This window comes from Pseudomonas sp. Pme6b, assembly GCF_058129925.1.
In genome coordinates this window covers 2487322-2506855 of sequence record NZ_CM176704.1, presented here as the reverse complement: position 1 = coordinate 2506855, position 19534 = coordinate 2487322, and the positions used below count along the sequence as shown (strand labels likewise).

The 19534-nt window shown below is 58.6% G+C and carries 17 protein-coding genes and 1 pseudogene; 6 read left to right on the top strand and 12 right to left on the bottom strand.

Annotated features, from left to right (window positions below; genetic code table 11):
• Positions 1 to 148: 148 nt before the first annotated feature.
• Complete coding sequence (locus tag AC4ANE_RS11295; protein WP_031594901.1) at positions 149 to 2206, bottom strand: hypothetical protein; 2058 nt, start codon at positions 2204 to 2206, stop codon at positions 149 to 151.
• Positions 2207 to 2571: 365 nt separating this feature from the next.
• On the opposite strand from AC4ANE_RS11295, the gene AC4ANE_RS11290 reads away from it, so the two are divergent.
• The 3 genes from AC4ANE_RS11290 to xopAW all read left to right on the top strand — a co-directional run bounded on the left by AC4ANE_RS11290 (position 2572) and on the right by xopAW (position 5217).
• Positions 2572 to 3321, top strand: a complete 750-nt coding sequence (locus tag AC4ANE_RS11290; protein WP_031594902.1) for a response regulator — start codon at positions 2572 to 2574, stop codon at positions 3319 to 3321.
• Positions 3318 to 4343 (top strand): sensor histidine kinase, encoded by a 1026-nt coding sequence (locus AC4ANE_RS11285; RefSeq protein WP_005732413.1) that lies wholly within the window; start codon positions 3318 to 3320, stop codon positions 4341 to 4343. Before AC4ANE_RS11290 ends, AC4ANE_RS11285 begins: the two co-directional genes overlap by 4 nt.
• 115 nt (positions 4344 to 4458) lie before the next feature.
• Complete coding sequence (gene xopAW, locus AC4ANE_RS11280; RefSeq protein ID WP_031594903.1) at positions 4459 to 5217, top strand: EF-hand domain-containing protein; 759 nt, start codon at positions 4459 to 4461, stop codon at positions 5215 to 5217.
• A 45-nt stretch (positions 5218 to 5262) separates the two neighbouring features.
• Here the strand turns inward: xopAW and AC4ANE_RS11275 are convergent.
• The 9 genes and pseudogenes from AC4ANE_RS11275 to AC4ANE_RS11235 form a co-directional block, all read right to left on the bottom strand.
• Positions 5263 to 6311: pseudogene (locus AC4ANE_RS11275) on the bottom strand (AI-2E family transporter).
• Between the two features lie 91 nt (positions 6312 to 6402).
• Positions 6403 to 7221, bottom strand: a complete 819-nt coding sequence (locus tag AC4ANE_RS11270) for a DUF4892 domain-containing protein (protein ID WP_031594904.1) — start codon at positions 7219 to 7221, stop codon at positions 6403 to 6405.
• Between the two features lie 139 nt (positions 7222 to 7360).
• Positions 7361 to 8215: an alpha/beta fold hydrolase gene (locus tag AC4ANE_RS11265; RefSeq protein ID WP_460408927.1), complete on the bottom strand. Its 855-nt coding sequence runs from the start codon at positions 8213 to 8215 to the stop codon at positions 7361 to 7363.
• Complete coding sequence (locus AC4ANE_RS11260) at positions 8212 to 9021, bottom strand: alpha/beta fold hydrolase (protein ID WP_031594906.1); 810 nt, start codon at positions 9019 to 9021, stop codon at positions 8212 to 8214. Before AC4ANE_RS11260 ends, AC4ANE_RS11265 begins: the two co-directional genes overlap by 4 nt.
• A 130-nt stretch (positions 9022 to 9151) precedes the next feature.
• A complete protein-coding gene (locus AC4ANE_RS11255; protein WP_005732408.1) occupies positions 9152 to 9439 on the bottom strand; it encodes a hypothetical protein in 288 nt (95 codons plus the stop codon).
• Positions 9440 to 9756: 317 nt separating this feature from the next.
• Complete coding sequence (locus tag AC4ANE_RS11250) at positions 9757 to 10200, bottom strand: hotdog fold thioesterase (protein WP_002552994.1); 444 nt, start codon at positions 10198 to 10200, stop codon at positions 9757 to 9759.
• Between the two features lie 60 nt (positions 10201 to 10260).
• On the bottom strand, positions 10261 to 10716 hold the full coding sequence (sixA, locus tag AC4ANE_RS11245; RefSeq protein ID WP_002552993.1) for a phosphohistidine phosphatase SixA: 456 nt from the start codon (positions 10714 to 10716) through the stop codon (positions 10261 to 10263).
• Complete coding sequence (locus tag AC4ANE_RS11240) at positions 10713 to 11057, bottom strand: DUF4389 domain-containing protein (protein WP_002552992.1); 345 nt, start codon at positions 11055 to 11057, stop codon at positions 10713 to 10715. Before AC4ANE_RS11240 ends, sixA begins: the two co-directional genes overlap by 4 nt.
• Positions 11058 to 11082: 25 nt before the next feature.
• Positions 11083 to 12108 carry an NAD(P)H-dependent glycerol-3-phosphate dehydrogenase gene (locus AC4ANE_RS11235; protein WP_002552991.1) on the bottom strand — a complete coding sequence of 342 codons (1026 nt, stop codon included), beginning with the start codon at positions 12106 to 12108 and terminating at the stop codon, positions 11083 to 11085.
• A 285-nt stretch (positions 12109 to 12393) separates the two neighbouring features.
• Here AC4ANE_RS11235 and AC4ANE_RS11230 point away from each other — a divergent pair, with 285 nt between their 5' ends.
• The 3 genes from AC4ANE_RS11230 (at position 12394) to fabB (ending at position 16301) form a co-directional block, all read left to right on the top strand.
• Positions 12394 to 14331: an ATP-binding protein gene (locus AC4ANE_RS11230; protein WP_031594907.1), complete on the top strand. Its 1938-nt coding sequence runs from the start codon at positions 12394 to 12396 to the stop codon at positions 14329 to 14331.
• A gap of 220 nt (positions 14332 to 14551) precedes the next feature.
• On the top strand, positions 14552 to 15067 hold the full coding sequence (gene fabA / locus AC4ANE_RS11225; RefSeq protein ID WP_002552989.1) for a 3-hydroxyacyl-[acyl-carrier-protein] dehydratase FabA: 516 nt from the start codon (positions 14552 to 14554) through the stop codon (positions 15065 to 15067).
• A 10-nt stretch (positions 15068 to 15077) separates the two neighbouring features.
• On the top strand, positions 15078 to 16301 hold the full coding sequence (fabB, locus tag AC4ANE_RS11220) for a beta-ketoacyl-ACP synthase I (RefSeq protein WP_002552988.1): 1224 nt from the start codon (positions 15078 to 15080) through the stop codon (positions 16299 to 16301).
• A gap of 260 nt (positions 16302 to 16561) precedes the next feature.
• On the opposite strand, the gene AC4ANE_RS11215 is transcribed toward fabB, so the two are convergent.
• Positions 16562 to 17290 carry a dienelactone hydrolase family protein gene (locus AC4ANE_RS11215; RefSeq protein ID WP_002552987.1) on the bottom strand — a complete coding sequence of 243 codons (729 nt, stop codon included), beginning with the start codon at positions 17288 to 17290 and terminating at the stop codon, positions 16562 to 16564.
• Positions 17291 to 17380: 90 nt separating this feature from the next.
• The gene (htpG, locus tag AC4ANE_RS11210; protein ID WP_031594909.1) at positions 17381 to 19288 is read right to left on the bottom strand and encodes a molecular chaperone HtpG; all 1908 of its coding nucleotides are present in this window, start codon (positions 19286 to 19288) and stop codon (positions 17381 to 17383) included.
• Positions 19289 to 19534: the final 246 nt, after the last annotated feature.

Genomic DNA, 19534 nt, shown 5'->3' with positions numbered 1-19534 from the left:
CGGGGAGGTGCCGGTAAGCGTAGGCAAAATGCCCCCATACGCACAGCTTCATTAAACTGTTTGGGAGCAACCTGGACCGGCGTAATAACTGAAAACACGGCGCACAGAGGATCGCAGGCTTCTGCCTGTGATCCGTCTTTAAAGCCCCCTACACGATAGGACACGATCCATTTGCATCGTACATACCCACCTTGGCAGTGGTTTCCAGTGAGGTAACGGTGGAGCCCTTCAGAATGAACGAATACTTGATCTTCCCGCGCCCGTTTGTGCCATGACCACTAGGGTCATAAGTGGGCAGAATGTGTGTCGCGTATGGCGTGACCAGCCAGGTAAAGCCCGTGACTGGATAATCGACCCCCAACACAATATCTTCGGTCTTTTCGGTACCTGAAATAGGCGTATCGTCTGGAGCCGACGGGAAAGCGTTCCAGTACAGAGTGACGGTATCGCCTGCCGCCAGATAGTTCGAAAGATCAGGAACGACCACCCGTACACCCGGCTCTCCTGAGGATGGATTGGCAGGATTCTTATAGAGCGAGTTGCAATTCAGCCAGCCGCTTGTACTGGTGCCTTCAAAAACCGGGGCATCGGGAATGATGACCACAGCATTCACGCCGACCCGCGTATCCGGCGATTGTTGCGTATTCTCTGAGTCGGCGGCACGAATGCTGTAATGAAACGGCAAATCAGGGCGATTACCTTCAGATTCGATATAACTCCAGGGTATTTTGACCTCGCGCTCGTCTCCGGCCGCATCAGTGACTGCCACGGTGTATTGCACCTCAGGCACATGGCTTGCGCCCCAGTAGAAATCTACAACTTCGTCCGGTAGAAGTGGGTCATAAAGTTTGAATCTGACACTGGCATCCTTCTTATCGTCCGACGGCTTCAGGACATTCAGCTCGTTGGAAACTTCGCCGTAGACCTCGGCCGGTAACAACTGATCGTTGATTGGATCAGGCCAGTCAGGATCAGGAACGGGAACGGGAACGGGATCAGGCCCGATAGTGGAGAAATTGACATTGACACTGATGCTTTTCACTTCGGACGGAACAACGCCACGCAGAACTCGATAACTCACTGTAGTCGGCTGATCACCGCCAGTCGCTTGAACGTACTGATCACGCAACACCGGATCAGGAACCCTGACCGAAAACGGAAACTGCGGGACGTCGCCCATTTCCTCAGGCCGCAGTACTGCTGTGCCCCAGGTAACCTCGATACGATCGGTAGGCTTCCAGTTATCGAACGACTCGATCAGCACCTCGACGCCCATTCGTGCGTCAGGCAGGTTGATCAGATTTTCCGGAGGCAGCGCCAGTGGCACCAGCGGGTCCTTCAGATTGTCGGGCAGCAGCCCCAACGCTACGTCTATGCGCTTGTAGTTGGAAAGCGGACTGCGGTTGGTCGCTTTGTCCACCAGAAAGTAAGCGACGTAGTAGGCCTCATCGTTGGAGTCGCCAATTATATCAACCGGGAATGTCACCTTATTATCCGTCGCGCTGGCCACGTCAACGACACCGACAGGAGCCGGCAGATCTGCGGGCTTGTCGGGCAACGGAGTGCCAACCCAATAGAACGCTACCTTGTCGCCGGGTGTCCAGTCGTCATAGTCAGGCAGCGTGCCGACAATACCGTCCGGATTGTTATCCAGAAACGCCTGGGTCAACTGATCTGTGTTCAGACTCATCTGCCCAGGCTCAACATGCCCGCCGGGCGGCGTGGTATCGACTATGAGCTTGAGCAGCGGGCTGATAGTCTCCTGGTCGTTCGGCTGCCTGATCCGGTAGCGAAGACTGTAAACACCGTCTGCCGGTTTGGGGAATCCAGGCGAAAGGGCGGTCAGCGGAATGTTGATCGACTTCGGAAAGGTGCCAACGGCCACTGGCGCAGTGACCTTATCTGTGAACACTTCCACGAATCCGTCGTCAGCCGGTACTTCACCCACTGCCCAATCGATGAAAAAGGTATCGGATTCGCCATCGTCAGTGACCAACTGTGCCCACTGTGCGAGAGTAACGTCCAGCGACGTACCGAGCAAAACGTCCTTGTTCAACGTCCCGTCCGTCGGGTCCACGATGTTGGCCACTTGCGCCACTGCGAGGTCTGCCTTGAGGTCCATACCGCGCTGACTGCGCGCCAGCCGGTACGCGATGCGCGCCGCCTTGCTTTGTTCAGGTGTCAGTGTTGTTTTCGAACCGACCATAATCAGCACTCCTTTGCTACCGATTGCCGCCCCCTCCCTTCACAGGAGCCCTGCGGCGGATTGATGGGTGAAAAGCTCTCTCGATGAGCGCTTCTCTTTCAGACCACAGGCCATCCGGGCCTGTGCTCCAGCTGATTAAACGGCAGTTACCGGAGACGGGATACTGTCAGAACTACCAGTAGCAGGGCCGAGCCGGAAAGCACGTTCGACAGTTTTTTGTATCAGGCCGGATACATTTCTGAAATGCCCCCGACATTCGATCACGTCACCCTTCCGCCGCAACTCCTGGCGAAGTAGCATGAGGAGCAGCGTTGATCTTCAACAGCGGCCAGACAACGGCGGCACACGCAGGCGACAGAAGCACTATGCAAGCACTTCCCGACACCCCCCTGGATGCCACATCGACCGATCAGCGCTGGAGCGTTCGCGCGCTGATTGTCGATGACGATGTGGCCATTCGCGAACTGCTCTGCGATTACCTGACGCGCTTCAATATCAACGCGCGTGGCGTCACCGATGGCACGCAAATGCGTCAGGCATTGACCGAGGAAACCTTCGACGTGGTGGTGCTCGACCTGATGCTGCCCGGTGAAGACGGCCTGTCGCTGTGCCGCTGGCTGCGCAGCACCTCGGACATCCCGATTCTGATGCTGACCGCACGCTGCGAACCCACTGACCGGATCATCGGTCTGGAACTGGGTGCCGACGATTACATGGCCAAGCCGTTCGAGCCGCGCGAGCTGGTCGCGCGTATCCAGACCATTCTGCGCCGGGTCCGCGACGAACGCAGCGATCAGCGCACCACCATTCGCTTTGACGCCTGGCGGCTGAACAGCGTGCTGCGTCAATTGACAGCCGCCGACGGTCTGGTGGTGCCGCTGTCCAACGCCGAGTTCCGTCTGCTGCGCGTATTTCTCGAACGGCCGCACCGGGTGCTGAGCCGTGAACAGTTGCTGGACGCCGCCCGGGGCAGATCAATAGAGGCGTTCGACCGCAGCATCGATTTGCTGGTCTCGCGTTTACGTCAGAAGCTCGGCGACGACCCGAAGAACCCGCAGTTGATCAAGACTGTGCGCGGTGAAGGCTATTTGTTCGATGCCAGGGAGCTGGGTTGATCCGTCGGTTCGACACGCTGTTTGCGCGCCTTTTCGGGGGCGCGCTGTTGGCTATTCTGCTGGCGCATTTATTAGCCTTCATCTGGTTCACCCAATACGGCATGCGCCCTCCACCTGATGACCGCCCCGACGCGCAGCATTCGCAGGATGATCAAGGGCGACGTCATCGACCGCCACCGGGTGGCCCGCTGGTGCTGCTGTTCTTTCAGTTCGTCACCCTCATCGTTGCCGCATGGTATGGCGCCAAGGCACTGAGCCGCCCGGTACAGCGCCTGAGCGAGGCCGCCGAGCGCCTCAGTGAAGACCTGGACAGCCCGCCCCTTGAAATAAGCGGCCCGCAGGAAGCACGCCAGGCTGCGCAGACCTTCAACCTCATGCAGCGCAAGATCCGCGAACAGATGCAGCAGCGCGGGCGCATGCTGGCTGCGGTATCCCATGACCTGCGCACTCCCCTTTCGCGGCTCAAGCTGCGTGTTGAACAGATCGAAGAGCCAAGGCTGCACGGCCAGATGACTCAGGACCTCAACGACATGATCAGCATGCTCGACGCCACGCTTGCCTACCTCAATGAACATCGGCGCAGCGAAGCGTTGCAGCAGTTCGACCTGCAGGCGCTGATCGAATCCCAGGCCGAGAATGCGCAGGACAATGGCGACGATGTGCAGTACCAAGGCCAGTGCAAGCCGCTCAGAACACAACCGATGGCACTGCGCTCGTGCCTGCAGAACCTGGTCGATAACGCGCTTCGCTATGCCGGTAGCGTCAATATCGTGATCGAGGACAGCGCTGAACGTGTACGCATATCGGTGGTTGATCACGGACCGGGCATTGCCCCTGAATTTCACGAAGCGGTGTTTGAGCCGTTCTATCGCCTGGAAGGTTCGCGCAACCGCAACTCCGGCGGCATCGGCATGGGCATGAGCATCGCCCGTGAGGCTGCGCGAAGAATCGGCGGCGAGCTGACGCTTGCGCAAACACCGGGTGGCGGCCTGACCGCGATACTGAATCTGCCGCGCCTCTGACACATTCTGTATCACACCGCGTACAAAGCTTAAATCTCCAGGACAACTGACGCCCCGAGGCTGCAAAAGCCGGTACACCGCTACCGGACACATTTATCTCAGGGGAGTGAGACTCATGATCAACGGGATCAGCAGCAGCTTTTCCAGCTACACCAGCTCGACCAGTGCCACCGCCAGCACCAACAGCAAGAAGTTTCAGGAAGAGTTGCTGGCAAAACTGGACACCGATGGCGACGGCAGCATCGGCAAGGATGAGCTGAGCTCGGCCTTGTCGTCGAACAGCAAGGACGGCATTACTGTCAGCCTGAGCAAGGCGTTCAGCGATCTGGACAGCAATGACGACGACAGCCTGGATGCCGATGAACTGGCCGCCATGACGCCGCCACCGCCGCCGCCCATGCAGTCGGTCGATGAGCAGGCAGAAGACCTGCTCGGCTCGCTGGACAGCGATGGCGATGGCGCGATCAGCAGCGACGAGCTGACCACCGGCCTGAGCAATTCGGGCAGCACGGCGAACAGCAACCAGGTGTTCGATGCACTGGACACTGACGAAGACGGCACAGTCAGCCTTGAAGAACTGGTCGCCGGTATGCAACCGCAACAGCCCCCTGCCGGTATGCCGCCTGCGCAAATGAGCACCTCCGGCAGCACTGACAGCGCCAACCTGTTCAGTACGCTGGACAGCGATAGCAACGACAGTATCAGCGCCTCCGAGTTGTCGGCCGCGTTGAAACAGAGTGACAACACCATTGATCAGGGCAACACCAACCAGATTGCGACTCAGGCCTTGAACAAGATGATCGCCGCACTCAGCGAAAAATATGACACCCAGAGCAGTAAGCCAGTCGGTAAGTACCTGAACACCGCTGCGTAAAGCGAGGCTCCGCCGCCCGTCCTGGTGCGGCGGAAACTTTCGCCGTCAGCGGCTGCTGCGGGCACGCTCGCTGCCGACCCAGTCGGTCAGCAGGCTGTAAGCGACTGCCAGCAGCGTCGGGCCGATGAACAGGCCGATGAAGCCGAACGCCAGCAATCCGCCGAACACACCCAACAAGACAATCACCAGCGGCAGATTGCCGCCCCTGCTGATCAGGTATGGCTTGAGCACGTTGTCCACGCCACTGATGATGAACATCCCCCAGATGCCCAGAAATATCGCCATGCCGTACTCGCCCTGCCAGACCAGCCAGGCAGTGGCAGGCAGCCAGACCAGGGGCGGGCCCATCGGAATCAGACTGAACAGAAAAGTCAGAATACCCAGCACCAACGCGCCGGGAATGCCCGCGATCAGGAAGCCGATCAGCGCCAGTACCGCCTGGGCCGCTGCCGTACCGATGACCCCGTTGACCACGCGTTGCACCGTGCCAGCGACCAGATCCAGATAATACTGGGCGCGATCACCGATCAGACGCTCCAGCAGGCTGAGCACGAATGCGGCCAGGCGCGGACCGTCCCTGTAAAAGAAGAAGGCGAAGACGATGCTCAGGGTCAGTTCCAGAATCCCGCTGCCAATCTGCGCACTGCGTGCCAGCACCCAGTTACCGACCTGACCCAGATGCGGTTTGAGCGTCGCCATGAACGCCGCGCCTTGCTGATCGATGGTGGTCCACAGCGCTACCAGTCGTTCGCCCACCAGCGGAATACCCGCCAGCCATTGCGGTGGATCGGGCAAGCCGTCGACCTGAATATCCTTGATCAGGCCTGTAGCGTCACGCACATGGTCGGCGAGATTGAAGCCCAGCCATACCAGCGGCGCCGCGACCAGCAGCATCCAGCACAGGCACATCACCAGCGCGGCCAACGACTCACGGCCCTTGAACCAGCGGGTCAGCAAACGCATCAGCGGCCAGCTGGCAAACGCCAGCACCGCGCCCCAGATCAGTGCCGACCAGAAAGGTGCCATCCCCAGAGGCAGGCACCGAATAGCGCCAGCAGCAGAATCTGCACCAGTAAACGATCATTGTTGAACATGCGGCATCCACTTATAGGCTCGGAGGTCACGAGCATAAGGCTGAACAAGGCTGACGTCAGCCATTGTTCGCCATAACCTTACGCATCAGGGTTAGCGGATGACCTCGATCACCAGCCCCTGGCTATCGGCAGCGCCCGCTTCCAGACGCGCAGCGCGCACGCCCTTGGCCACCAGAGCGTCGCGCCATGCACTTGCACTCGGGCCGGAGACGGTTGCGCGCAGCGTGCTGTCCAGATTCAGACCACGGGAAATCAGCGTGACCCAGGCTTCCTGTGGCTCGCCACCCAGCTTGGGCAGTACCAGCTTGCCCGTGCTTTTCAGTTGGCGCAGCAACGTGGCCGAGGTTGGCAGCAGTTCGCCCAGCGGCGCGGCGGATTCAAACTGCTCGACATGCAAGTAAGCCCTACGGTTGCCGCGTGTGATGCTGTATAGCGCGACGAGGGTTTCGCTCCGGGGCTCGGCCAGACGCAACAGCAGGTAGGCCTGCCGGTCGTCCGCGCCATACAGCTTGGCATTACCAAACACCTCGTTGGCCCACAGACTGCTTTCTCCGCAATCACGCGCCTGACACCAGAACAGCAATTCTGCACCCTGCTGCTGCAAGGCTTCACGCGCGGCGGTAAAGGCGTCGTCGGATGTGTGCTCGGCAGGTAACTGATAAGTAACCGACGTCAGAGTGCCACGCGCACTGACCTGGCCATCGAAACGCAACTGACCGCTGATCTTGCGGATCGAGCCCATCGGGTAGACACGCTCAAGCTCGGCGGCAGGACGATAGTCTACGATTTCGGTATCGGTCAGACGGGGCAAAATCTCCAGATCACGCCTGCCCGGCGCATCGGCAGCGAAAAGGACAGCGCTGCACAGCGACATGCACAACGCCGCAACGGGAACACTTGATAAACGCATGAGTGCTCTCATCGGCAGGCAAGCAGGGGGCGAGAATAAAAAAGATCGCCGACAAGGCGGTCGTGAGAGGCTGCGGATTGATCCATCACGGTTGACTCCTGTTTCAACCCGCCCAGCGTCGGCAGTTGCCGGTCTCAAGTCAAGAAGCAGCGAAAAAGCGATTGATACAGTGTGCAACAGAAAGTGCTCCGTGCTCATCGTTCAGGTGCAAATGATGTCCGCCGGCCAGCCGTTCGACGTCAAAGGGTAGCGCTGACAGCAGCTCCTGCCTTTGTGCCAGCATGCCATCGGAGGCAACCACCAATTGCGTCGGGCAACGAATGTCGTGAACGAACGCCATGGCCTGTTGATCCGTGAAGCGTATTGCGGAGGGCAAGGTCAGGCGGCTGTCGCTGCGCCAGGTGTAACCGCCCGGCACCGGCATCAAACCCCGCTGAGCCAGCAGCTCGGCCGCCTCGCGACTGACCGCCACCACGCCTTTCATCCGCGCCTGAATGGCTCGATCCTGATCCTGATAAACCGGTTTTTTCTTGTTCGCCAGTTCGAGTTGCGCCTGCATGGCGGCACCCATTCGCTCGGCGGCGGATTCGGCCTTGCCCGTCAATGGCAGCAGACCGTCGATCAGCGCCAGGCGCGTGACCCGCTCGGGTAGCGAGCTTGCCAGCAACACAGAGATGATCGCGCCCAGCGAGTGCCCCAACAGGGCAAAGCGCTGCCAGCCAAGTTGCTCGACGACGCGCAGCACGTCGAATGCATAATCAGCCGGTGTATAGGACGAGCCTGCCGGTCGGTGATCAGAATGACCGTGCCCCGCCAGGTCCAGCGCCACGACCTGTAGCCCCTCAAGACGTGGTGCGAGCCGGGCGAAACTGTTGGCGTTGTCGAGCCAGCCGTGCAGCGCGATAACCGGCTGACCGTCCTTGGGGCCGTACAGATGAACCGCCAGCTCGATATGCCCCAGGCTCAGGCGCACTTCCTCCACCGCAAGCGTCATGCACTGGCCCTGGAGGCGCTGCGGGCGTTCCAGCGAGCAAACAGCGTCTTGAGCAGCAACGCCGTTTCATCCGGTCGTTCAAGTGGAAACATATGCCCTCCGGGCATGGACAGGTATTCGCCTTCGCGCATGCGTCGGGCAAGGTAACCATGATGAGGCATGATCACCCGGCTGTGTTGGCCACGCACCATGGCCAGCGGTACCTTGAGCTGCCGCGACGGTACTGGGCTGGTGTGAGGAATGCTGCGGTAAATACTGATTTCCGTCGCCGGGTCAAAGCGCAGACGAAGTTGCTCGCCATCCTGCTGCAGACCGTGTTCAAGGTAAGCGGTCAGGCAGTCGGGATCGAAACGGCGAAACAGGGTCTTGCTGGCAAAGTAGGCGCGGGCTGCGTCCAGATCGGCAAATGCCTCGCGACGTCCCAGTGTGCGGCCCGCTGGCGTGATGCGGTCAATGAAACCCAGGCGTTTGGCTGCGCGGATGAACAACTGATCAGCCAGGCCCAGCACCGGCGAATCCAGCATCACCACGCCAAGATAAAGTTGCGGACAGCGCAGCGCGGCATGCAGGTGCAGAACCCCACCCAGCGAGTGCCCCACACCCCATACAGGGCCGGGCTGCTCACGCAGATGATGGATCAGCTCATCGACCAGGTTCAGCCAGTTGTCATCCACCGGGAAGCGAGGGTCGTGAGCATGCTGATCGAGGTGAGTGACGGCATATTCCGGTGCCAACGCGCAGAACAGCTTTCCATAGGTAGCCGATGGAAAACCGTTGGCGTGAGCGAAGAACACGGGTTGCGACATACCGATACTTCCAGAGGCCGTACGAGTCGCAATTGTGCGCAGCCGCTTCAAGCAACAGCAATGACTGGAACTGCCATCGCAGATGGCACTCCGGCCATCACCATCATAATGGCCGGAGCCACGTGAATGCCTACAGCGCCTGAGTGAAACGGTCCAGGCAAGCTTTGATGTACGCAACCTGGAAACCAAACGACTGCTTGGCGAGAGCCTTGGCTTCAGCGGAGGGTTTGCCTTTCTTGAACTCCAGAATACCGAGCTGCATGGCTTGTACCGCAACATCCGACAAAGGCTGGAACAGCGCGAGGGCACCATTGTCGGGAAACTGGACCTTCAGCTTGTCGAACAGCACGTCCGCATCATCGCGCAGTGCCATGAACTCGGCAGACGTCATGATCTGATCCGCATAAACCTGCTTCAAGCGCTTTTCCAGGTTCAACTCTGGGAGTGGGAGCGGGAGTTTTTCGGGAGACGGCGAAGCTGCAGCGGGCAGTGAAGTTCCTGTAGGCGTTTGGTTTGCAGACACAGACGGTTTGTCGGGCAAAGGTGGTAGTTCAGGAGCAAGCGAGCTTTCAGCCGGAGGAGTTTCTCCGGGCGGCACTGCCTTTTCTTCAGTCATTATCAATCCTCCTGGGAATGAATGTTCCCTCCAGGGAACACCCAGACACTAAGAGAAACGCCGCCTGACTACAACGCTCAATCCAGACCTGAAAAACCGTTCTTAATAGCTGAAAACACTCAACTGATTGGTGGCTCCTGGCCATGTGGCACAACCGCCACGGTCAGACGCGATATGCAGCTGAGCTTGCCTTCTTCGGTGCTGATGCGGATGTCCCATACATGGGTGGTGCGGCCGATGTGCACGGGACGTACAACACCGGTTACACGTCCGGTACGCACGCCGCGCAGATGGTTGGCGTTGACCTCGAGCCCGACGCAGAAATACTTGCTCGGGTCGACAATCAGGTAGCTGGCCATCGACCCCAGAGACTCGGCCAGCACCACGGATGCACCGCCATGCAGCAGCCCGAAAGGCTGATGGGTACGCTGATCGACGACCATGCTGGCCGTCAGGGAATCGTCCGTGAACGATTCGAAGCGGATATCCAGCACCTCGCCAATAGTGTTTTTCTGAGCCGCTATAAGGGCTTCGATATCAGGAGCCTGACGCCATACACTCATGTTAAATCCTTTTTCAAAGTGGGCCGCGTTCGCGGTGGTTCATTACTCGAACAGACCGTTTCAAACGTGTCGAACGCTGTTGAGCTGCATTGCGCCAGCCAGCACGAACTCGCCTTCCAGCTCGGCCAGACTGGCGGTACTCATAGGCTCGGCCTGCTGCGGACTGCCGTGAGCCAGCACGCCGATCAATTCGCCCACCAAGGGTTGATGACTGACCAGCAGCACTTCATCGACGCCCAGCTTGTCCAGCTGGAGCAACACCTCACGCGGGCTGCTGTCCGGCGTCAGCCAGGGCACCGTCACCACCGGATCATTGAACCCCAGCGACTGGCGTACCAACTCGGCAGTCTGCTGTGCACGAACATAGGGGCTGGCGATGATCCGTCGCACCGCCTTGTCAGTCAGGTGTACTGCACTTTTGAGCACCTCCTCACGCCCGTGTGCGGTCAGCTCGCGTTCGGCATCACTGCGCGCCCGCGACTGCGCTTCGCCGTGACGCAATACCCAGACCTTCACAGTTTTGGCTCTTCGTCACGCACCGGATGCGGCGCTGGCGGAACATGATGAGCCGCCTCGCCTTCAGGAGCGCGCGGCGCTGGCCAGTCGGCGAAGGGCCAGGGCTTATGGTCGCTGTGAAACGTCCCGAAACGACCAATCTGGGCCAGGTACTGGCTGATACTGTCGCCGAAACTCATCAGGCCGCCATTCGGCGCGCCATAGATAAGGCGATAAACTAATTGCACCAGCACTACGCCCGCCAGAATGATCTGCGCAACGTGCCATACACCCAGAAACAGCAGCATCCACAGAATGCGCAGCAGGATCGATTCGTTATGCTGGATTTTCGACTCGTTCAAGACATTCTCCCTGATCGGAATGAGTTCAATTAAAGCCGGTAATCGAAATGAAATCGACGTCCGTCTTGGGCTCGGCACGCATCAACGCCTCGATGACCTGACTGAGCGTACGGCCTTCAAAAAGAATCGCATGCAGCCCGGCGACCAATGGCATATAGACCTGAACCTCCTGCGCTTTGACCTTGAGCACCTTGAGCGTGTTCACGCCCTCGGCTACTTCGCCCAGACGAGTGACCGCCTCCTCCAGCGTCAGCCCCTGGCCCAGCGCAAACCCGACCTGATAATTGCGACTTTTGGGTGAGGAACAGGTGACGATCAGATCGCCCACCCCGGCCAGGCCGAGAAAGGTCATCGGGTTGGCACCCTGACTGACCGCAAAACGGGTCATTTCGGCCAGCGCCCGGGTGATCAGCATGCTCTTGGTGTTTTCGCCCATGTCCAGCGCTACGGCCATGCCAGCGATAATTGCGTAGACGTTCTTCAATGCCCCACCCAGCTCTACACCAAACCGGTCGTTGCTGGCATAGACCCGAAAAGTACGACCATGCAGCGCGGCCTGGACCTGCTGACACAGCGCCTCGTCTTCGCTGGCAACCACGGTGGCGGTCAACGCATGCTCGGCGATCTCCCGGGCCAGGTTGGGCCCGGACAATACGCCGATACGCGCCTGGGGAACGATCTCTTCGAGGATCTGGCTCATCAATTTGAAGCTCTGCGCTTCAATACCTTTGGTCAGGCTGACCAGCATCTTGCCGTTCAGGCGCTCGACATGGGGCGAGAGTACCGCGCGCAGTGCGCTTGAAGGCAGAGCGACGAAAATCAGCTCGCAGGCCTCAAGCGTGGCGGTGATGTCGGTTACCGGCTCGACTTCGGGCCGAACCTTGATGCCCTTGAGGTAACGGGGGTTCTCACGGTTGACGCGAATCGCCTGCGCCTGCTCCGGATCACGCATCCACTGGAGAACCTGATGGCCGTTCTCGGCCAGCAGATTTGCAATGGCAGTGCCGAAGCTGCCACCACCAAGAACCGCGACTGGTTGCTGTGTGGTCATAAAACTATCCATCCAGAGCCATTCAAGTGGCGATGCCAGCATTATACGGAGCGCCGCGGTATCGGCCAGCAACAAAGCTGATCTGTCGAGCATGCAGGGCGGCATGCGACAACAAGTTCGCTGGAAACGCGCGCTATCTCGGTTAACATGCGTGCACAGCATGAATTATCGAGACACCCGGCACTGCGCTGCACAGCCGGACCGGGTCGCGACCAACGGGCGAACAGGCATGGACGCATCAATCGAGTCACCAGCGCAAAGCATTGCGCGCAAGGCACGCAGCCGATGAAATTTCGGCACTGGGATATCAATACCCGCACTCAGATCATCAGCCTGGGCCCTGCCCTGTTGTTGACGGCTCTGCTGATCAGTTTTTTCACCTTCGTGCGTATTCAGGACTTGCGTCAGGAGCTCAATCACACCGGGCAGCTCATCGCCAATCAATTGGCCATGGCCGTCGAACCGGGTGTGGCGACAGGCGATATCGACGGGTTGAAGGCGTTGATGCGCGCCACCCTGTCCATGCCCAGCGTTCGCTATGTAGAGATTCAGGACAGCTCCAATACGGCCATGATCTATATAGATCAGCCCCGCGAAAACGAGCAGTTGGTACGGCAGATGGAAATATTCCAGGCCTCTGTCTACCCACAGCGCGCAAAGGCTAACAGTCACCCCGCCACGTCGCCCAAAGGCAATCGCCAGGCACCTGAAAATACGTCGCAGAGCTATCTGGGACGAGTATTGGTCGGGATGTCCAATGAAGCCTTCAGTCGACGGCAACAGGAAATATTGCTCAAGGCCGGTGTTCTGGCGCTGGGCGCGTTGCTGTTCGCTTTTTTGCTGGCCCGCGGCCTGGCCTTGAGCCTGTCAAGACCCGTCAAGGAAATGGGCGAAGCTCTCAAGGCGATTCAGCAGGGCGACTACCATGTGCCCCTGCCGGTCAGCGACGATGCCGAGTTAGGCGCACTGGCGCGGCACATCAACAATCTGGCAGAGAACCTGCACCGCACCAGCCTTGAACAGCAGCGCTCGGTGGCGCAGTTGATCCAGACACGTGAGGAAGCCGAACAGGCCAACCGCGCCAAGTCGGATTTTCTGGCAATGATGAGTCACGAGTTGCGAACCCCCATGAACGGCGTACTGGGCATGCTGCAACTGATGGAAACCACGCGCATGACCGCTGAGCAAAGCGAGTATGCGACGCTGGCGACCGAGTCAACCGAGCATCTGCTACGGGTCATCAACGACATTCTCGATTTTTCCCGCATTGAACGCGATGCCCTGCAAATGGAAGGCATAGCGTTCAACCTGGCCGAACTGGTCAGTGCCTCGACCCACGCGTTCAACCACAGCGCGCTGCAACGCGAGCTGCTACTGGAACTGCATATTCAGCCTGGACTGGACACAGTGACCGTCACAGGCGACCCGACCCGGATCAGGCAGATCCTGGTGAATCTGATCGGCAACGCACTTAAATTTACCGAGCAAGGCAAGGTCAGCGTTGTCGCCCAATGGGCGATGCTCGACAATGACCAACTGCACTTTACCTGTGCAGTGCATGACAGCGGCATTGGTATCGACGCCGAGCGACTGGAGTCGATGTTCGATGCGTTCAAACAGGCCGACAGCTCGATTTCCAGGCGCTACGGCGGCACGGGGTTGGGACTGCCGATTGCCCGTACCCTTGCCGAACGCATGGGCGGCACACTGCGTGCCGAGAGCCAGGAGGGTTCGGGTTCTGTTTTCACGCTGCAAATCCCGCTGCCCGTTTCACGCGATGTTTCAGTGGATATCGCCAAGCCGCTGTCGGTACTCGATGCACATGGCAAGGAGCGCAGCATATTGCTGGTCGAGGACAACCCGGTGAACCGCACCGTGGTGCAGGCCATGTTGCGTAATCTGGGTTGCGAAGTCGACGTGGCGGTGGATGGCGCCGAAGCGGTGATGAAGGCAAGCGCGGGAAACCACGCACTGATCCTCATGGATTGCCGACTGCCGGTCATGGACGGCTATGAAGCCACACGTAGAATCAGGCAACTTTCCGGTCTGGAACGAATCCCAATCATTGCCCTGACTGCCAATGCACTGCAGGGTGATCGGGACGCGTGTTTACATGCAGGTATGGATGATTACCTGGCTAAACCTTTCAAACACGCTGATTTACAGCAGGTTTTACACCGTTGGCTGCCCTTTGACGCACCTGTGACTGGCGATAAATGTTAAATTGCGGCAGTCTTGGCACGCAAATCAGCCAGCAAAATCGGCTGAATGACAAAATTCAGTGAACAGGTGTACCTTGATTTCACCTGATCTGTGACTTTCATTACAACGCAACAGTCTATGAGTAGGCTGCCGGACAGGGTCCTGGCGAATTGGTACGACAGGACCAGCGTTCTAGCCAGTGACGCCACAACCTGCCGCACGAGATTATTGAGGAGCTCGCATGACCAAACAACACGCCTTTACCCGGGAAGACCTGCTGCGCTGCAGTCGTGGCGAGCTGTTCGGCCCAGGTAATGCGCAACTGCCCGCCCCCAACATGCTGATGGTCGATCGCATCACACACATCAGCGACGAAGGTGGCAAGTTCAGCAAGGGTGAATTGGTCGCCGAACTGGATATCAACCCGGACCTGTGGTTTTTTGCCTGCCACTTTGAAGGTGATCCGGTGATGCCAGGATGCCTGGGCCTTGACGCCATGTGGCAACTGGTTGGTTTCTATCTTGGCTGGCAGGGTAACCCCGGCCGTGGCCGCGCCCTGGGTTCGGGCGAGGTGAAGTTTTTCGGTCAGGTGCTGCCTACCGCCAAAAAAGTCACCTACAACATTCATATCAAGCGCGTCCTGAAAGGCAAACTGAACCTGGCCATCGCCGACGGCTCAGTGAGTGTCGACGGTCGTGAAATCTATACCGCCGAAGGCCTTCGGGTCGGCGTGTTTACTTCCACTGAAAATTTCTAAGGGTACTCGCATGCGCCGCGTCGTTATCACTGGTCTGGGTATTGTTTCCTGCTTGGGCAATGACAAAGAGACCGTCACCGCTAACCTGCGTGCTAACCGCCCTGGCATCCGCTTCAACCCGGAATATGCCGAAATGGGTCTGCGCAGCCAGGTTTCCGGCTCCATCGACCTGAATCTGGAAGAACTGATCGATCGCAAGATCTTTCGCTTCGTCGGTCATGCGGCAGCTTATGCCTACCTGGCGATGAAAGACGCAATCACTGATTCGGGTCTTACCGAGGAACAGGTTTCCAACGTGCGTACCGGCCTGATCGCTGGCAGCGGCGGCGCATCGACCCTTAACCAGATGGAAGCGCTGGATACCCTGCGCGAAAAAGGCGTCAAGCGCGTCGGTCCTTACCGTGTCACGCGGACCATGGGCAGTACCGTTTCGGCCTGCCTGGCCACGCCGTTCAAGATCAAGGGCGTGAACTACTCCATTTCGTCCGCCTGCGCCACCAGCGCTCACTGCATCGGCAACGCTGTCGAGCAGATCCAGCTGGGTAAACAGGACATCGTCTTTGCCGGTGGCGGCGAAGAAGAGCACTGGAGCCAGTCGTTCCTGTTCGACGCAATGGGCGCACTGTCAACTCAGTACAACGAGACGCCGGAAAAAGCCTCCCGCGCTTACGACGCCAAGCGTGACGGTTTCGTCATTGCCGGTGGCGGCGGCATGGTCGTTGTCGAAGAGCTGGAACACGCTCTGGCACGCGGCGCGAAAATCTATGCTGAAATCGTCGGCTACGGTGCTACATCCGACGGCTACGACATGGTTGCGCCAAGCGGTGAAGGTGCAATTCGCTGCATGCAGATGGCCCTGGGTGATATCAACTCCGGCGACATTGACTACATCAACACCCACGGCACCTCGACTCCGGTCGGCGACGCCAAGGAAATGGAGGGCGTGCGCGAAGTATTCGGCGCCAAAGCTCCGGCGATCAGCTCCACCAAGAGCCTGTCGGGCCACTCGCTGGGTGCCGCCGGTGTTCACGAAGCGATCTATTGCCTGCTGATGATGGAAAACAACTTCATCGCAGGCTCGGCGAACATCGACGAACTTGACCCGGTAGTTGCCGACATGCCGATCCTGCTCAAGACGCGTGAAGATGCGAAGCTTGACCTGGTCATGAGCAACAGCTTCGGCTTCGGTGGCACCAACGCTACGCTGGTGTTGAAGCGCTGGGCGGGCAAGTAATACTGCTTTTGCGACAAACAAAAAGGCGCCTTTCGAGGCGCCTTTTTTGTGAATAGGCCAAAGTGGCTGTTGTTCTCCGGCATGGCTGCAGGAACGATGGATCTTCAGAACACCGCTCGTTCCTCACGCTCCAGCGTGGGAATGCAGTTCACGACGCTCTGCGTCGAAAGAGGACGCAGAGCGCCCAGACCGGCATGCCCACGCGGAGCATGGGCACGATAGTGTTCCCCTGCACGCCCTAGGGGACGATAGGTGTTCCTTCAGCCGAACACTTCGCTCAACAAATCATGCATCGACTTGAACGCACGGCTCGACACTTTGGCGTCGTACATCATCATGCCGGGAACATTGGCGTGCGGGTCGGTGAAGGAATGGAATGCCCCACCGTAACTGTGCAGCTGCCAATCCACACCAGCGGCGTTCATTTCCTCTTCAAAAGCAGGCAATTGCTCTTTTGGCACCAGCGGGTCCGACGCACCGTGGAGAACCAGTACCGAGCCCTTGATGTTCTTCGCATCAGCCGGGTTGGGCGTGTCCAGCGTGCCGTGGAACGAAATGGCAGCCTTCAGCTCGGCCCCGGTACGTGCGAGCTCCAGCGAGCAGCAGCCACCGAAGCAGAAACCGAATGTTGCGATCTTGCTTGAGTCCAGAGACACATCCGCCTGGCTCAACAACTGGTCGAGGCCTGCCTGCATACGCTTGCGCAGAAGACCGCGATCATTCTTGAGCGGCGTCATGGCAGCGCCCGCCTCGTCATTGTTACTCGGGCGAATCTGCTGACCGTAAAGATCAGCCAGCAGCACTACATAACCCTTCGCAGCGACCGCTTTGGCGATGTCTTCAGCACCCTGGCTGACACCCATCCAGTTAGGCGCCATCAGCAGCCCTGGCTGTGCAGCGCTAGCTTTCGGGTCGTACACAAGACGGCTTTCATAAGTCTGGCCATCGATCTGATAGACCACAGAACGAATTTCGATGTTGCTGCTCATTACTGACTCCTGATCGTTAGGGAGATGAAAAACGTGTCGCGGGAACTGAAACAAAAAACCCGCCGAGGCGGGTTTCTTGTCAACCGGCTATCAAACCGACAGTTCTACCAACAGCTTGTTCAGACGACGCACATACGCAGCTGGATCCTTGAGGCTGTCACCGGCGGCCAGCGCCGCCTGATCGAACAGGATGTGCGACAGATCGCCGAAGCGCTCTTCGCTCTGCTCGGCATCGAGCTTGCCGATCAGCGGGTGGGCCGGGTTGAATTCGAAGATTGGCTTGGAGTCCGGAACCTTCTGCCCGCTGGCTTCCAGAATCTGACGCATCTGCAGCCCCATGTCCTGCTCGCCAATGGCCAGAATCGCAGGTGAATCGGTCAGACGATGGGAAACACGCACTTCGCTTACAGACTCACCCAGCGCAGCTTTCAGACGCTCGATCAGGCCCTCTTTGTCCTTGGCGATCTCTTCCTGAGCCTTCTTGTCCTCTTCGGAGTCAAGATTGCCCAGATCCAAGTCACCACGAGCCACATCCACAAAGCCCTTGCCGTCGAAATCGCTCAGGTAGCTCATCAGCCACTCGTCGATACGGTCGGTCAGCAGCAGCACTTCGATGCCTTTCTTGCGGAAGACTTCAAGGTGCGGGCTGTTCTTGACCTGTGCGTAGGATTCGCCAGTGAGGTAGTAAATCTTGTCCTGACCTTCCTTGGCCCGCGCGAGGTACTCGGCCAGAGAAACGCTCTGTTCACCGCTGTCGTCGGACGTCGATGCGAAACGCAGCAGACCGGCGATTTTTTCCTTATTGGCGAAGTCTTCTGCCGGACCTTCCTTGAGGACCTGGCCGAAGTTTTTCCAGAAACCCTTGTACTGCTCGGGTTCGTTTTTCGCCAGCTTCTCCAGCATGTCCAGCACGCGCTTGGTCAACGCCGACTTCATCGAGTCGATGATCGGGTCCTTCTGCAGGATTTCGCGGGAAACGTTCAGCGAAAGGTCATTGGAGTCGACCACGCCCTTGACGAAGCGCATGTACAGCGGCAGGAACGACTCGGCCTGATCCATGACGAAGACGCGCTGCACATAGAGCTTCAGGCCGCGCGGTGCTTCGCGCTGATACAAATCAAACGGAGCACGCGCAGGCACGTACAGCAGCGAAGTGTATTCCAGCTTGCCTTCAACCTTGTTATGGCTCCAGCTCAGCGGGTTCTCGTAGTCGTGCGCGACATGCTTGTAGAACTCCTGATACTCCTCATCCTTCACCTCGGTGCGCGGACGGGTCCAGAGGGCGCTGGCGCGGTTGACGGTTTCCCACTCCGGCGCCGGTGCCTCCTCGCCTTCGGCTGCCGGAGCCTGCTCTTTGGGCAGCTCGATCGGCAAGGCGATATGGTCGGAGTATTTTTTGATGATGTTACGCAGACGGTAGCCGTCAGCGAATTCCTCTTCACCGTTTTTCAGGTGCAGAACAATACGGGTGCCACGATCAGCCTTGTCGACGGTGGCAACTTCGAACTCGCCTTCGCCCTTGGAGGACCAGTGCACGCCTTCATTCGCTGGCGTGCCGGCACGACGGCTGAACACTTCGACCTGATCGGCAACGATGAATGCCGAATAGAAACCCACGCCGAACTGACCGATCAGGTGCGAGTCCTTCTTCTGGTCGCCCGACAGGTTTTTCATGAAATCAGCGGTGCCGGACTTGGCGATCGTGCCCAGGTGGGTGATCACGTCTTCACGGCTCATACCGATGCCGTTGTCTTCAAGCGTAACGGTCTTCGCGTCCTTGTCGAAGCTCACACGAATTTTCAGCTCGGCGCCGCCTTCCAGCAACTCCGGCTTGGACAACGCTTCAAAACGCAATTTGTCGACCGCGTCAGACGCGTTCGAGATCAATTCGCGAAGGAAAATTTCCTTGTTGGAATACAGCGAATGGATCATGAGGTGCAGCAGTTGCTTTACCTCGGTCTGGAAGCCCAGGGTTTCCTTTTGAGTTTCCACACTCATAATCATCAAACTCCGATCTGGATGGTATAAGCCGTCACGATCAGGCATAAGCCCGTGTGACAGCGGGTAGTCATCAAGGTGGGGGCTGGGTCGGGGATTTCAAGAGCCAATGATGCGCGGAGCGTGTTTCATGCGCCGGATACCGCACGCATTGCGTTGGTGGGTGCTCGCCAGAACTGTCCGCAATCGGCACGGCGCTATCGGCCTGTAACGACCGCGAAACAACGGCCTCCGATATTGTCATCA